Raw genomic sequence first — 15,882 nt, forward strand, 5'->3', positions numbered from 1 at the left:
GGCCAGGAAGGGTTTTCGTCCAGCGGCGCCTATGATCCGGCGCTGGCCTCGAGTACCTTCAGCACCTCTTCGCCGTACTTTTCGAGTTTGGACGGGCCGACGCCGGGCAGCGTGGCCAGCCGGTTCAACGACGGCGGCCTGTCCTCGGCGATGGCAACCAGTGTCGCGTCGGTGAAAACGACGAACGCCGGGATGCCTGCTTCCGAGGCTGCCTCCCGCCGCCATTCGCGCAGCGCCTCGAATGTTGCTTCCTCATAGGTCACCGGGCAATCCGCACAGCGGCCCACCTTGCGTTCGGCACCGGTGTTCAGCAGGGCACCGCAGCTGCGGCACTTCGCCGGGCCGGTGACCTTGCGCCGGGCCTGCCGGGCCGGGCCGGCCGTCCGGCCTGCGTCGCGTTCGGTGCGCGGACGCAGCCCGTCCAGGAACCGGGACGGCTTCCGGTTGGCCCGTCCGCCCGGTGTACGGGCGGTAGACCAGGACAGGGCAAGGTGGACACGGGCACGGGTGATGCCGACGTACAGCAGACGCCGTTCCTCGTCCACGGCTTCGGGCGTATCAGCGAAGGAAATGGGCATCAGGCCCTCGCTCAGTCCGACCAGGAACACCGCGTCCCATTCCAGGCCCTTGGCCGAGTGCAGGGAAGCCAAGGTGACGCCCTGGACCCGAGGCGCGTGCTGCGCAGCTGCTCGTTCCTCAAGTTCGGCCACGAAGTCCTGGAGCGTGAAAATGGCCTCGGGGTCCCGGGTCCGGGTCACCTGCAGTTCTTCGGACAATGCCACCAGGGCGGCGAGTGATTCCCACCGCTCGCGCGTGGCCCCGCCGCCGGCCGGCGCCTCGGGGGTGTAGCCCAGCGACGCAAGGATGTCCTTCACCAGCTGCGGCACCGGTTCATTGCCGACGGAGCGTGACGCCGCGCGCAGCTGAAGCACGGCATCGCGGACCTCGCGGCGGGCAAAGAACCGCTCGCCGCCGCGCAGCTGGTAGCCGATGCCGGCCGAAGCCAGTGCCTGCTCGTAGGCCTGCGACTGCCCGTTGGTCCGGAACAGTACGGCGATCTCACTGGCCTGGACGCCCTCCTCCAGGAGAGCCTTGATGGACGACGCTACGTGCGCCGCTTCGGCTTCGTCGTCGGCGCATTCGGTGAACGTCGGTTCCGGTCCCGCCGGCCGCTGCGCCACCAGTTCCAGGGGCGTTGGCCACGGCGGCGCCGTGCGGTTGCGCTCCCCCTCGGCCGTCCGGGCCGCGAGGATCCGGTTGGCGAGGCCCACCACCTGCGGGGTGGAGCGGTAGTCACGGACGAGCTTGACGACGTCGGCGTCCGGGAACCGCTTGGTGAAGTCCAGCAGGTGCCGGGGTGTGGCGCCGGTGAAGGAGTAAATGGTCTGGCTTGAATCGCCCACCACGCACAGCTCGTCCCGGGCACCGAGCCACAGGTCCAGGAGGCGCTGCTGCAGCGGGGAAACGTCCTGGTATTCGTCCACCACGAAGTGGCGGTACTGGTCCCGCACCATGGCTGCTACCCGCTCATCCTCCTGCAGGATTCCCACCATGATGAGCAGGACATCCTCGAAGTCGATGATGTTGCGGTCCACCTTGACGTCTTCATAGGACTGGAAGATGCGTGAGATAGCGGTCAGGTCGAAGCCCGCCGGCGGCTCCCGGTCCGCTGCCGCACGGACGTAGCTGTCCGGGGTGAGCATGGACACCTTGGCCCATTCGATTTCGGCAGCGACGTCGCGGATGGCCGCGCGGTCCGTGGATAGCCGGAGGCGGCGGGCTGCCTCCGCGATGATCTGTGCCTTGTGGTCCAGCAGCCCGGGCATGGCACCGCCAACGGTGTGCGGCCAGAAGTACTGCAGCTGCTTCAGGGCCGCGGCGTGGAAGGTGCGGGCCTGGACACCGTTGGCGCCCAGGTCCCGCAGCCGGGTCCGCATTTCCGCCGCGGCGCGGGCAGTAAAGGTCACGGCCAGCACCTGCTGGGGTTTGTACACACCGGTGGCCACGCCGTACGCCATGCGGTGGGTGATGGCACGGGTCTTACCCGTGCCGGCGCCGGCCAAGACACACAGCGGGCCCGTCAGGGTGGTGGCGACTGCCCGCTGCTCGTCGTCGAGCCCGGACAGGATGAGTGCTTCGGGTGATTCGCTGCTCATGGGCGGGCGCCGGCCTCCGGTTCGGTTATGGTCCCGCCGTACCAGCGCTCGATCAGGTTCCGGGCAATGGAAATGGGGCCTGCAATGGTGATTTCTCCGCTGGACACTGCGGCTGCGAGTTCGGACCGGCTGAACCAGCGGACATCGGACATTTCCACACCGTCCGCCCGGGCAGCCGGGTTGGCGGTGCGGGCCGTGAAGCCCAGCATCAGTGAACAGGGGAAAGGCCACGGCTGGGAACCCAGGTACTGCGGGGAGTGGACAACCACCCCGGACTCCTCCTCCACTTCCCGGATCACGGCTGCTTCCAGCGACTCCCCCGGCTCCACGAATCCGGCCAGGGTGGAGTACCGGTTACCGGGCCACGCCGCGGCGGAGCCCAGCAGGATACGGTCCTGCTCATCGGTGACCGCCACGATGATGGCCGGATCGGTGCGCGGAAAGTGCGAGCTTCCGTCTTCGGGGCAGCGCCGGACCCAGCCGCCCTGCTCGGGCACGGTGGGCGCACCGCAGCGCGGGCAGTGGGTGTGCACTGCATGCCAGTTGGCAACTGCGGCAGCTTCAACGAACAGTCCCGCGTCCAGGGCCCCGAGTTCGGTGGCGGATTCGCGCAGGCTGGCCCAGGCTGCGCCGTCGACGGCGAACGCCGGATCGGGTTCCGGCAGCGTGACCAGCACGATGTCCGATCCCAGCGGCACCTGCGCGTCTTCCAAGGTGCGGCCCAGGTAGACGGGTGCGTCGCCGAAGCCGTCTGCCGGCGGGTCCAGCAGCACCAGGGCGGAGTCCCGGACCAGGGCACGGCCCTTCGCAAAGTACATAACGCGGGTGGCGGCATCCGCCCGGATGGTCTCGAAAAGGTCGGGAGCGATCCGGCGCTCGGATCCGCGGTCCACCGCCGTCCGGGCCAGCGGTAACAGTCCAAGGGGGGAAACAAATGCTGCCGGTGCCGGAATACTCATACCACCTACCGTACTGACTCCCTCCCCCCAAACTGTAGTTGGCCCCCGGCCCCGGGGGCTGCTTGAGGTTTTCCTCACGGTTTGGACGACTCGCCGCCGCACTGCGGTTATTCAGGACACATCTGCCCATACGGTTGAAGATGTGAAACGGACCCCCATGGAATTGGCTGCAATGGCCAGCGCTGCCGTCCCAGGGCTGACCCCAACCGGCGTTGCCGGTTCCCCCGACGACGCCGCGGATTTTGACGCCGCGCTGCTCGTGGACGACGCCGGACGCAGGTGGCGGGTCCGCTCACCCAAGCACCTTGAAGCGAGCATGCGGCTGGAGACCGAGCTGCTGGTCCTGCGCACCTTCGTCCCTGCGGTCCGGGCCGAGCTGCCGTTTGTGCTGCCCTACGTGGCCGGAACCGTCCGCCAGGGTGAACTATGCACCTTCGTCTACTCCCACCTGCCCGGGGCTACCCGGAGCATCGATACCCTGATGACCTCCGGGCGTGCCGTGGCGGCGGAGATCGGCCGCGCCATGGCCGCCGTCCACGCTTTGCCACGGGAACTGGTCACCCGCGCCGACCTGCCCAGCTACACCGCGAACGAATTCCGGCAGCGCCGCCTGAACGAACTCGACCAGGCTGCCACCACCGGACTGATCCCCTCAGTCCTGCTGCGGCGCTGGGAACATGCCCTGGAAGACGTCTCGCTGTGGCGGTTCAAGCCCACGGTGGTCCACGGGGACCTGCATGAAGACAACATCCTGCTGACCGGCGAGCGGGTCAGCGCCGTCACGGGCTGGACCGACCTCCGCGTGGGCGACCCGGCTGACGACTTTGCCTGGCTGATTGCCGCCAACGATCCGCGGTTCACCGAAACGGTCCACGGCGCGTACCTGGAGGCAAGCACCGATCCGGAGGATCCGCACCTGATCCGCCGCGCCGCGCTCTCTGCCGAATTCGCGCTGGCCCAATGGCTGGTCCGCGGTGTCGCGGCGGAAAACTCCACCATGGTGGATGAGGCCGTGGAAATGCTCGCCACCCTCGAGGAGGATGTGCTGGAGCAGGAAGCGGCGGACCAGCGGGCGGGCCAGTACCGTGCGGCAGCGGACGCCGTCCCCCGGACCGTCAACGTGCCCGTCGATGCTGATGCTCCGGCTGATGCTCCCGCCGATGCTCGCGCGGCTGCCAAGCCTGACTCCGCCAAGGTTACTGTGGCTCCCATCGAGCCCGCCGGGGAGCAGGCCGATGGCACCGAAGACGGACCCGACGAGGGCACCGAGGCCGGAATTGAGGCTGCCTATACCGACGGTGACCGCCTTGCTGCCGACGAGGTTGCCGGGGACAGCGTTGCTGCGGACGACGACGAGACCCGAGCCTCCGGCAGTGCGCAGGGTCCGGGCCTGGCAGAAGTCATTGTGCTGCCGGCACGCGGCGCCGCAGTCCCGGCCGGGGACACGGATGCCGACGCCGACACGGGAAGCGAAAACTCCGAGGCCGCAGCAGCGGAAGCGGAAGCGAAACCCGAGGCAGCAGAACCCGATGCACAGACGGAGGACGGTGCAGAGACGGCACCCGATGCAGAAGCCGCCGTCGATACTGCTCCGACCGGCGCCGACGGTGCAGGAACCGGGAGCGACACCGCTACCACCGCACTGCCTCTGATTCCGGTTCGGAAGCAGTAGCCCGCCTTCAGCCCGCAGCCCGAAGTGCCCCGCCGATTTCCGGCGGGGCACTTTCTGATCAGAACCCGGCTGACGGACGTTCGGCTGCCGCGCCGATGATCTGCTCCAGTTCGGCCTCGTCCGCCAGGTTGTACGGCCGGATGACCTTGTCCGCCGCCACGTAGTAGAACGCGGCACGGACCTTTTCCAGGGGCACGCCCTTCAGCCGGGACCAGGCCAGCCGGTACACGGCAAGCTGTACCGCCCGAACATCGAGCTTGGCCGACGACGGCGGAGCGCCGGTCTTCCAGTCGATCAGGTCCCATGTGCCGTCGGCATCCTGGAAGACGGCGTCGATGCGGCCGCGCACGACGACGGCGTCCACCTTGGTCTCCACCGGCACCTCAATGTAGGCCGGGGTCCGCTGCGCCCACTCCGAGGACTCGAACGTGGCGATCATGTCCTCGAGCTGGTAGGCCTCGTCCACGTACGCATCCGCGGCCCCGGGATACTCATCGATGTCCAGCATGCCGCTGGTGCCGAAGAACTCTTCCACCCAGGCATGGAATGCCGTTCCCTTGCGCGCGGCCATGCCGGGCTGGCGGGGAACCGGGCGGCGCAGCTGCCGGGTCACCTCAGCCGGGTCGTCCTTCAGGTCCACCAGCATGGACGCCGAGATGTGGGCGGGCAGTTCCACCTGCACCACCTCATTTGGCGGGCGGTGCCGGGCAAGCAGCAGCTGCGTCTCCCGGCTCCAGCGTCCGGGCGCCTGTCCAGCCGGATCGTTCCCTGCGCCCTGTTGCTGTTGCTGTTGCGCGGCGCCTATAACGGCCTGCGCTGCCGCTTCCATCCGCTGCCGGCGGGAGCCCAGCGGATCCACCGGCCATACTGCGCGTTCAGCCTCGGCAAGGGCGGGATTCTCCGTGCCCTCTTCCTCTGGTGTGACCCAGCGTGCCAGGTGATAGCCCGGCGCCCCCGCCTGTTCCAGTTCGTACAGGTCCTGGAGGTAGCGCGAGGGGCCCAGCGGCTTGGAGCGTCCGCCGCCCCAGGCGGAGGAGGTGCAGATCAGCACCGACTTGGCTCGGGTAAAGGCGACGTAGGCCAGCCGGCGCTCCTCCCGCTCGGCGTGGCCCTTGGCGTCTTCGCTGAAGAGCTTCTCGCTCTCCAGCCAGGACTTCTGGTCAACCTGTTCCCAGTCCCACTGCGGCAGGTCCAGGCTGTCGCCGCGAAGGGTCCACGGCACCGAGGAGTCGCCGCTGCTCCAGCGTGAATCCTTGTCGCTGGGGAAGGATGCTTCGTTCAGGCCCGGAACGGCCACAATGTCCCATTCCAGCCCCTTGGAGGCATGCACGGTCAGCAGCTGCACCGCTTCCCGGCTGGGTTCGAGCGGGGTCACGGGCAGGCCGTTTTCTTCGGTGTTCGCTGCTTCCAGCCAGGCCAGGAACGCGGCCAAATCCACCCGTTCCGAGGACGAGCTGAAGGTTGCTGCGGCGTCGATGAAGGCGTCCAGGTTGCGGCGGGATTCGTGCAGGGTGACGCCGGGCTTGGCTGCCACCTCGATGTCCAGCAGGATCCGGCGCTCCACTTCCCCGATCAGGGTGGTGAGGTCCTCCCCCACAAAGCCGCGCAGGTCCCGCAGCTCGTTGCGCAGCAGCGTCAGCCGGCGCAGTCCTTCCTCGGAGAGGGACCGGCCGGCATTGGACACCCAGCCCGGGCGCGGCAGGGAATCCACCGCTTCAACCAGGCTGCCGGCTTCCACCAGGTCCGCCTCGACCACCAGATCCGGCCCTTCGTCAGGTCCGTGGATGTCTGCTGCGTCCGCCACCCGGACTGCGCGTTCGCGGACCCGCACCAGGTGCCGGGACCAGTCGGCCAGGGCCATCAGGTCCGCCGGGCCCAGGCGCCAGCGGGCTCCAGCAAGGATGCGCAGCATGGAGTCCGAGCGTCCCGGGTCCCCCAGTACCCGCAGGACGGCCAAAAGATCCACCACTTCCGGTGTGGACAGCAGCCCGCCCAGGCCCACAATCTGGACCGGAATGCCACGCAGTTCCAGTTCCTTGCGGATGGGTTCGAACTGCTTCCGGCCCCGGCAGAGGACCGCGACGGTGGGCCACAGGACGTTGCGGCGGTCGTCGTACTCCGCCTTTTGCTGCCGGTGCTTGGCCACCAGTTCGGCTACGGCTTCGGCTTCGCCCAGGATCCGTTCCTGGCCGTGCCGGCCCGGTTCCACGGAAACGTCGCTGAGGTAGCGTCCGAGGTACACCTCGCCGAGGGGCGCGCTGGGCCGGGCCTGCAGCTCGGGAACATACGGCAGCCGCTGATGCTTGAGCCACGGGGCCACGCCGTTCAGCGGGGAGGACACGGTGTTGGCGGCTTCCAGCACGGAGGTGGCGTTGCGCCAGGCCACGGACAGGTTCGCCAGCGGCGCCAGCGCCCTCCCCTCCGCAGTGGTCAGCGGGAACTTCTCCCGGAAGGTGCCCAGCTGCCCGGCGGACGCACCGCGGAATCCGTAAATGGACTGGTGCGGGTCTCCCACCGCCGTGACCGAACGCCCGTCGCCGAACAGCTTGGAAAACAGGACCATCTGCGCATGCGACGTGTCCTGGAATTCGTCCAGCAGCACCACTTTGTATTTGGCGCGTTCCATCTCCACGGCTTCCGGGATGGTGGACGCAATGCGGGCGGCCAGTTCCACCAGGTCGCCGAAGTCCAGCTGCCGGCGCTCGGCCTTGGCCTGCCGGTAGGCCTCCACCAGTTCGGTGACGGAAATGCGGGTACGCAGCCGGTTGAGCAGCTTCCGGGCCGCCTGGGTGGGTTCCTTGGGCTTGCCGAACTGGTACGGCAGCACGGAAACAGCGTCCACATGTGCCTGCAGTTCCGCCCGCACCTCGGCCGGGGTGCGCAGGTGTTCGGAGCATTCCCCGGCCATCTGCAGCACGGCCGAGACCAGGGTCGATTTGGCTGCGGTGAAGTGTTCGTAGTCCCCCGAGTACGCCTCCACCACTTCGTTGGCCAGCTGCCAGGACTGCGCGCCGCCAAGCATCACGGAATCACGTTCCACGCCTATCCGCAGGCCGTAGTCATTCACGATTCCGTTGGCGTAGGAGTGATAGGTGGAAACAGTGGGTTCCATCCGCTCCTCGCCGCTCTCGTCCGGCTCGCCTGTCCCGCCCGCGCCGTCGAGCTGGCGGTACAGCATGTTCAGGCGCCCGCGGATCCGGGTGGCCAGCTCACCGGCGGCCTTGCGGGTGAAGGTCACCCCGAGGATCTGCTCGGGCCGGACCAGTCCGTTGGCAACGAGCCAGACGACCCGGTCCGCCATGGTTTTGGTTTTGCCCGACCCGGCACCGGCAATCACCAGCAGCGGTTCCAGCGGGCCCTCGATAATGCCGATCTGGTCTTCGGTGGGGTACTGCACCGGCGCGTGGGGTTCGGTATGCAGCAGCTCCGCCAAATCCCGGGCGGAGTAGCGGGGAGCCCCTCCCTCCGGCAGGGCGCCGTCCGGGCGCTCATTGGTTCCCGATACCTCGTCGGTTACGGAGGCACTCACTCGGTGACCTGCTTTCCTTCAGCGCACAGTGGACAGATTTCGGGCAGCCGGCAGCCGTTGCCGCCAAAGCCGCTCCGGCCGGGATCATGGACAGTTTCGAAGAACGCGGCCGACATCAGCCGCGCTGCCTCGGCCACCATGTCCCGCGCCGTGGTGTCGTTCGGGTCCAGTGCCGGCTGCTCTTGCACGGATACTCCCTTGTTGGAGGTTCCCAGCTGCACGAGGGCCGCTCCTCCCGGTACCCGCGGGGCATCGGGCAGCGCCCCCTCGCGCACGGCTTCCTGGTAGGCCGCCAGCTGCGGGTGGCCCTGCAGGTCGTCCTTCTTGGGCGCCGATTTCCCCGTCTTCAGGTCGACAATGAACAGCCGTCCTTCAGCGTCGACTTCCAGGCGGTCTATCTGGCCGCGGAGCAGGGCAGTACGCACCGCGCCGTCGATCTCCACCGGCAGCTCCACCTGGAAGTCCTGCTCGACGGCAGCCAGCGAGCGGCCGCTGCGGCGCATGGTGATGACGTATTCGGCCAGTTTGCGGACCATGGATTCGGCCCGCTGGAGGTCCATCCGGCCTTCCCAGTTGTCCTTCATGCCCAGCGACGGCCAGCGCTTCTCCAATTCCGCCACATACTCGTTCCCCGTAGCGTCCGGCATGTCCTGGGCGATGGCATGCACCAGGGTTCCCAGCGAGCGGGCGAAATCCGTCGCCTGCTCGCCGCCGGCCGCGGAAACGAACCAGCTGAGGGGCGACTTCAGTACGGCGTCCACCTTGGAGGGCGAAACGGGGATGGAAGCTTCCGGAGGAAGGATGGGCGCTTCGGTGGACAAGGGCGCCAGCCCCCACCACTGGCGCGGATCCGCCGCGGGGACGGGCACCTCGTGGTTGAGCATGGTTCCCAGGTGATGCGCTGCTTCGGCAGCGCCGTCGGGGTCGATGTCCGGCTGCTGGACAAACCGGCGCAGCTCCGAGACCAGGGAACGCAGCGTGCTGGGGCGCAGCACCTCGGTGCGTTCGCGTTTCTCGGCCCCGGGTTCCAGCGGCGCCACCAGGTCCAGGAACTGCGAGGGCTGCTCATCCTCGGAGGAGACGGCGGTGCAGATCAGGAGTTCACGCGCACGCGAAACGGCGGTGGAGAAGCTGCGCAGCTCGTCGAAGCGGATGGACTGCATCAGGGTCAGCGGGCTGCGGTGGGCACGGAAATTATCCCCGTGCTCCACTGCCGCGACCAGTTCGCCGCTGCCCAGCAGTTCACCGCGCAGCCGCAGGTTGGGCCACACATCCTGCTGGATGCCGGCAACAATCACTACGGGCCACTCCCGGCCCGCCGCACTGGCCGGTGTCAGCAGCTCCACGGCCTCGCGCCGCTGGGCGCGTGCGGCCAGGGTGTCCATGGGCAGTTCCGAACTGGTGAGGTAGTCCAGGAACTGCGCAGGGGTGGAACCGGGCAGCTGGTCCACATAGCGTTCGGCGGTCTGGAACAGGGCCATGATGGCGTCCAGGTCCCGGTCTGCCCGGGAGGCCGTGGGCCCGCCGGCCAGGGCGGCCTCGGCCCACTTCTTGGACCACCCGGAGGCGGACCACAGGGCCCACAGCACGGTTTCGGCAGTGGCGCCGGGTTCGACGGCGGCGCTGCGTCCGGCCGTGATCATGCCGGCAATGCGCTGGGCGGCCAGCCGCGCATCCCAGGTGAGCCCTGCCAGCGCGCGGCCCGACGCGGATTCCGGCTCCAGCAGCGATTCCACCAGCAGGGCGTCGCTGGTGCGTCCGCCGCCGGCACCAAGTTCTTCCCGGCGGAGCGCCTGCCGCAGGCGGCGGAGTTCCAGTGTGCTGGCACCGCCGATGCGCGAGGTCAGCAGGGACACAGCGAGTTCGGGGGTGAGCAGGTCCGGGTCGAGGACGACGGCGTACGCGTCCAGCAGGGGCCGGACCGCGGCTTCGTCCCGCACGGCTTTTTCAGCCACCGGCACCTTGACCTCAATGCCCTGCCCGGTGAGGTACCGCTGCAGGGCGGCCAGCTGGCCGCCGGTCCGGACAATAACGGCGATGTCCTCCAGCGAGCGCCCGTGCAGCAGTTGCGCTTCAAGGATCCGCTGGGCCACGTAGCGCTGCTCGTGCATGGGCGAGTCCACCACGTGTGCCTCGGCGGCCGGAACTTCCGGGGCTGTCCCGCCCGTTTCAACTGCGCCCGTAACGGTGTCATCAGTAACCTCGTCACCCGGGTGGGCAGGGCCGGCAGCGTCAGCGGTGGCAGCAGTCCCCGGGTGCCGGGCATCGGCAACGGCGCTGCGGTAGGACGGCAGCCCGCCCACAACGGAGATGCGCGATGCAGTGCGCGTCCAAGCCCCGGCAAGCGGACCGGTCAGCCGGTGCGAGGTGGTCAGCACCCGGGTCTGCAGCCGGCCGCCGAACCGTTCGCCCAGCCGGCCGACCAGATCCGGCCGGGCCCCGCGGAAGCCCTGGACCACGGTGTCCGGGCAGGCTGCGGCGATGGAATCCCCTGTGCCGGCCAGCACGGCATAGAGGCTGTGGATGGCCGGGTTGGCTTCCTGCAGGTCATCCACCAGGACCAGCTGCTGGCGTTCTTGTTCCGCGGCCAGGAACTCCGGGTCGGAGCGCAGGATGTTCAGGGCGGAGGTGATGATGCCGGCCGGGTCGAAGGACTCGGGCATCCGCAGGTCCAGGACGTCCCGGTACTCGGCGTAGAGCGCAGCAGAGGCCACCCAGTCCGGCCGGCTGTGCCGCTCCCCCAGCTCCCGCAGCTCCCCGGCGGAGATCCCGTACTCGATGACCCGGTCGAACAGCTGCCGGATCTCCTGCCGGAAGCCCCGCGTGCCCAGGGCCAGGTCCAGGCCCTCGGGCCAGGGCAGCTGCGGGACGCCCTGCTCGCCGTGGCCGGCCAGCAGTTCCTTGATGATTACATCCTGTTCGGCACCGGAGAGCAGCTTGGGTGCACGGGTGATCCAGGGCAGCCGGCCCTCGGTCTTGGCCCGCCGGATAAGGTCGAAGGCATAGGACGCCCAGGTCCGGGCCGGCGCGGTACTCAGCGTGCCCTGCAGCCGGGCCGAGAGCGCGTCCCGCAGGGAGGCTGCGGCCAGCCGGGAGGGTGCCAGCAGCAGCATGCGGGAGGGATCCAGCCCGTCCCGTTCAATCCGGGCGACGGCGGCTTCCACGAGCACGGTGGACTTTCCGGTGCCGGGGGCGCCGAGGACCAGTACGGGCCCGCTGCCGGTCTGCAGGTCCACCACGGCCTGCTGGTCGGCGCTGAGCTGCGGCGCCTCTGCTGCCGCTGCCGCCGGTCCGACTAGTTGGAGTTCAACGCTCATGGTTCCACTTCATCATGTCCCGCTGACATTCCTGATATTGCGGTCCCGTCCGGTCCCGACGCGCCGCCGGCGTGCGGCGAGGGGTGCAGCGACATGTGCAGGGCCTGCACTGCCGCCCATTCCGCATCGTTGGGCTGCCAGCGGGCGGCACCGATCAACACGCGGTAACCGGCGCCGTCGTCGTCGGCAGTTCCGCGCACGGGCGTGCCCTCGCGCCGATAGTGTTCCCATGCCCGGGCCTCGTGGCACCGCGGCGGCTGCCCGGATGCGCGCAGCACCCGCCACCAGCACACTTCCGAGCCGCGGGCCGACAGTACGGCGCCCACCTGGCGCGGCCCTCCTGCGCCGAGCAGTTCGGCAATGTCACCGTAGGAGAGCACCTTTCCGGGCGGAATGAGATCCGCCACACCCAGCACGGCATCGGCATAGTCCCTGCGCATATCCGTAGCGTACCGAGGCACCCGCACGCCCCGCGAATTCCGGGAATGTCACTGCCCGCCGGTAGGTTTGTTGCATGAACAGCTGGCATGAACTTCCCCGGGCGGCATTCGACCTGGAGACCACCGGACGGGACCCGCAGACCGCACGGATTGTTACCGCATCCATCATCCTGGTCAACGGCAGGGGCGAAACCCTGCAGCACCACGAGTGGCTGGCCTGCCCGGAAATCCCCATCCCCGAGGAAGCCGCCGCCATCCACGGCATCAGCAATGAACGGGCCCGCGCAGAAGGCGGAGACCCTGCGGCCGTCACGGCCGAGGTTGCCGATGTGCTGGCCGGCATGTTCGCCGCCGGCATTCCGGTGCTGGCGTTTAACGCCTGCTACGACTTCACCGTGCTGGCCCGCGAGTGTGAGCGGTTCGGGCTGGCCGTTCCGAATCCGGTACCGGTCATTGACCCGTACATCCTGGACAAGCAGGTGGACCGGTTCCGCCGCGGCAAGCGCACGCTCACGGCCATGGCCGAGCACTACGGCGTGGGTTTCGAGAACGCGCACACGTCCGCTGCCGACGTTGCCGCCACCTTGTCCGTCGCCGCGGTGATGGCGCAGAAGTACCCGGAGCTGCAGTGCGACGCCGTCACGCTCCACCAGGCGCAGGTCGGCTGGGCGGCCGGCCAGGCCGCCAGCTTCCAGGAATTCCTGCGGCGGCGGGAACCGGAAGCTGTGATCGACGGCAGCTGGCCGTTCCGTCCGGCCCCCGCATCCGCACCCCTGTCGGTCCTTGACCCGGCCTAGCGGGCGCCGTCACGGTTCTTCACAGGCGCCCGCCGTGGCGGGGCGCCGGTTGCCTACATGCCATACTGGATGTTGTGTTTGGCGCTGATGGCGCCCCAGGCGGACCGCGCTTCTGCGCGCACCTACCGTCTCGCGCCACGTGATTGGCAGACACCCTCCGCACGGCCGGCGTTTAGGCACGGCACGATTATGTGCCTTCCTCCACCATGCCCCCGGTCCGGCCGTTTACGCACATGACGAGGACCAATGATTACAGTTTCCGACCTCCGCAAGGTTTACCGGCAGGGTGAGCGCACCGTCACGGCCCTGGACGGAGTAAGCCTGCGCGTGCCGAAGGGCTCCATCCACGGCATCATCGGCCATTCCGGCGCCGGCAAGTCCACCCTGGTGCGGTGCCTGACGCTGCTTGACCGGCCGACGTCGGGCTCGGTCACCATTGACGGCCGCGAGCTCACCGCCGTGAAGGACTCCGAGATCCGCGCCGCCCGCCGCCGGATCGGCATGGTGTTCCAGCACGCAAACCTGATGGATTCCCGGACCGCGGCAGCGAATATTGCGCATCCGCTGGAACTGGTCGGAACCAAAAAAGCCGCCATTGAGGTGCGCGTCCAGGAGTTGCTGAAGCTCGTTGGGCTGGAGGGTTTTGCCGGCGCCTATCCCGCGCAGCTCTCCGGCGGCCAGAAACAGCGCGTTGGCATTGCCCGTGCCCTGGCCGCGGACCCGGATGTCCTGCTCTGCGACGAGCCGACGTCCGCCCTGGACCCGGCCACCACCGATGACATCCTGGACCTGATTTCCGACCTCACCCGCCGCCTGGACCTGACCGTGCTGATCATTACGCACGAGATGAACGTGGTGAAGCGGATCTGCGACTCGGTGTCACTGCTGGAAGCCGGACGAGTCGTGGAGCACGGCCCGCTGCGCGAGGTCGCCTCCGACCTGCGCGGCCGCCTGGCCAAGCAGCTTATTCCGCTGCCGGCCACTCCCCCAAGCCCGGGCGGTCCCGTGCTGGAACTGCTCTTCACCGGGCAGACCACTTCGGACCCCGTCCTTTCGGCCCTCACCCGCCGGTTCGACACCGACGTCAATGTCCTGGCCGGCAGCGTGGAACTCCTGGCCGGCACCCGTTTCGGCCGCCTGCGCATCCAGCTGGATACCCACACCGATATGACCGCCGTCCATGAATACCTTGCACTGCAGGGCGTCGCCGTGGAGGTGGCCGCATGAACTTCCTGACCGAACTGTTCGACAATCCCGGGATCACCAAAGCCCTTCCCGAAGCAGTGGTCGAAACCCTGCAGATGGTCGGCATCTCCGGCTTCTTTACGCTCCTGATCGGCCTGCCGCTCGGCGTTTTCCTGCACACCAGTGCGCCGGGCGGGCTGGCGCCCCTGCGCGTCATCAACCGCATTGTCAGTGACGTCATCGTGAACATCACCCGGTCGGTTCCGTTCGCCATCCTGATGGTCACCCTGATTCCGCTGGCCCGGCTCGTCACCGGCACCTCCATCGGCCCGGTGGCCGCCTCGGTGTCGCTGAGCATCGCCACCATCCCGTTCTTCGCGCGGCTGGTGGAAAACGCCTTGCGCGATGTGTCCGGCGGCAAGATCGATGCAGCCCTGGTGATGGGATCGACCAAAATGCAGGTCATCTCCAAAGTGCTGCTGCGTGAAGCCCTCCCGGGCCTCGTGGCTGCCCTGACCACCACGCTGGTGACCCTGGTGGGCTACTCCGCGATGGCCGGCATCATCGGCGGCGGCGGACTGGGCCGGCTGGCCTACAACTACGGCGTGCAGCGCTTCGACACCCAGGTCATGGTGGTCACCATCGTCATCATCGTGGCCCTGGTGCAGGTCATCCAGCTCGGCGGTGACTGGTTCTCCCGCCGGGTGGACCACCGGTCCGCTTCAGGCTCCGCACGACGGCGCCGCCCGGCTGCCGCGGTAACGGGCCTCGGGCCCGCCGCCACGCGCGCCGGCGGCGACCGCGAACAGACCAAGGTCTAGCCCCTAGTTTTCGGAAACGGTCTGACGGCCTGCCGAAGGACCGTTTCCGATTCTGCAGCCAGTAGCCGCTAGCTGCACAGCACCCGAACAGCGGAGTTCCGCCTCGGGTTACCCGAAAGGAACGCATTCGATGCGTAAAGCACTTACCCTCGTTGCCACCGGTGTGGCCACGGCTCTGGCGTTGACGGCTTGCGGTGGATCCGATTCCACCCCCAGCGCCGTGGAGAGCCTGGACCCCGCCAACCCGGTAACCCTCACCGTGGGTGCCAGCCCGGCACCGCACGCGCGGATCCTGGAATTTGTCCGTGACAACCTGGCCGAAGAAGCCGGGCTGGAGCTGGAAATCCAGGAGTTTGACGACTACATCACGCCGAACATCTCCTTGAACGACGGCGACAGCGACGTCAACTACTACCAGCACCTTCCCTACCTCGAGTCCCAGATGGAAAGCCAGGGCTACGAGTTCGAGCACGGTGCCGGCGTCCATGTGGAGCCGTACGCTGCGTTCTCCGAAAAGCACAAGGACGTCGCCTCCATTGAAGACGGTGCCCGTGTGATGGTCACCAACGATCCGTCCAACCAGGCCCGTGCCTTGAAGATGCTTGAAGAGGCCGGGCTGGTCGAGGACATCGCCGATGATTCCTCGGTGCTGACCCTGACCGATGAGCAGAACCCGAAGAAGCTGGATTTCCAGGAGAACCAGCCCGAACTGCTGGTCAATGACCTGGGCGATCCCACCGTGGACCTCGCGATCATCAACGGCAACTACATCCTGGAAGCCGGCCTGAGCACCGATGACGCGCTGGTGGTTGAATCCGTGGAGGACAACCCCTACGCCAACTTCCTGGTCTGGAAGGCCGGCGCCAGGGATGCCCGGATCGACAAGCTGGAAGAACTGCTGCACTCCCCCGAGGTGAAGGCCTTCATCGAAGAGACCTGGCCCAACGGCGACGTGACGCCCGCGTTCTAGCAGCAACGCGAAATATGCCCCGCACCGCTTTGGCGG

The 15,882-nt window shown here is 68.1% G+C and carries 10 protein-coding genes; 5 read left to right on the top strand and 5 right to left on the bottom strand.

Translation table 11 applies throughout. From position 1 onward, the window contains the following. Positions 1-29: 29 nt before the first annotated feature. The gene (locus QNO06_RS12405) at positions 30-2,156 is read right to left on the bottom strand and encodes an ATP-dependent DNA helicase UvrD2 (RefSeq protein WP_227913650.1); all 2,127 of its coding nucleotides are present in this window, start codon (positions 2,154-2,156) and stop codon (positions 30-32) included. Beyond that, positions 2,153-3,115, bottom strand: a complete 963-nt coding sequence (nudC, locus tag QNO06_RS12410; RefSeq protein ID WP_227913649.1) for an NAD(+) diphosphatase — start codon at positions 3,113-3,115, stop codon at positions 2,153-2,155. Before nudC ends, QNO06_RS12405 begins: the two co-directional genes overlap by 4 nt. A 142-nt stretch (positions 3,116-3,257) precedes the next feature. On the opposite strand from nudC, the gene QNO06_RS16985 reads away from it, so the two are divergent. Continuing rightward, a complete protein-coding gene (locus QNO06_RS16985; protein ID WP_349774808.1) occupies positions 3,258-4,787 on the top strand; it encodes a phosphotransferase in 1,530 nt (509 codons plus the stop codon). Between the two features lie 58 nt (positions 4,788-4,845). Here QNO06_RS16985 and QNO06_RS12420 read toward each other — a convergent pair whose 3' ends face one another. From QNO06_RS12420 to QNO06_RS12430, 3 genes are read right to left on the bottom strand one after another with little or no spacing between them, the layout of a single operon-like run. Beyond that, complete coding sequence (locus tag QNO06_RS12420) at positions 4,846-8,316, bottom strand: ATP-dependent helicase (protein WP_227913648.1); 3,471 nt, start codon at positions 8,314-8,316, stop codon at positions 4,846-4,848. Continuing rightward, positions 8,313-11,633, bottom strand: coding sequence for an ATP-dependent helicase (locus QNO06_RS12425; protein ID WP_227913647.1), 3,321 nt, complete (start codon positions 11,631-11,633; stop codon positions 8,313-8,315). Before QNO06_RS12425 ends, QNO06_RS12420 begins: the two co-directional genes overlap by 4 nt. Next, positions 11,630-12,073 (bottom strand): MGMT family protein, encoded by a 444-nt coding sequence (locus QNO06_RS12430; protein WP_227913646.1) that lies wholly within the window; start codon positions 12,071-12,073, stop codon positions 11,630-11,632. The genes QNO06_RS12425 and QNO06_RS12430 overlap by 4 nt, the downstream gene beginning before the upstream one ends. 74 nt (positions 12,074-12,147) lie before the next feature. On the opposite strand from QNO06_RS12430, the gene QNO06_RS12435 reads away from it, so the two are divergent. From QNO06_RS12435 to QNO06_RS12450, 4 genes are all read left to right on the top strand, one after another. Continuing rightward, complete coding sequence (locus QNO06_RS12435) at positions 12,148-12,870, top strand: 3'-5' exonuclease (RefSeq protein WP_227913645.1); 723 nt, start codon at positions 12,148-12,150, stop codon at positions 12,868-12,870. 246 nt (positions 12,871-13,116) lie between these two features. Then, on the top strand, positions 13,117-14,097 hold the full coding sequence (locus QNO06_RS12440; RefSeq protein WP_227913644.1) for a methionine ABC transporter ATP-binding protein: 981 nt from the start codon (positions 13,117-13,119) through the stop codon (positions 14,095-14,097). Further along, positions 14,094-14,876, top strand: coding sequence for a methionine ABC transporter permease (locus QNO06_RS12445; protein ID WP_227913642.1), 783 nt, complete (start codon positions 14,094-14,096; stop codon positions 14,874-14,876). The genes QNO06_RS12440 and QNO06_RS12445 overlap by 4 nt, the downstream gene beginning before the upstream one ends. Positions 14,877-15,006: 130 nt before the next feature. Next, complete coding sequence (locus QNO06_RS12450) at positions 15,007-15,846, top strand: MetQ/NlpA family ABC transporter substrate-binding protein (protein WP_227913641.1); 840 nt, start codon at positions 15,007-15,009, stop codon at positions 15,844-15,846. The last annotated feature ends 36 nt before the right edge of the window (positions 15,847-15,882 follow it).

It is taken from the genome of Arthrobacter sp. zg-Y20, from assembly GCF_030142075.1.
Classification (GTDB): domain Bacteria; phylum Actinomycetota; class Actinomycetes; order Actinomycetales; family Micrococcaceae; genus Arthrobacter_B.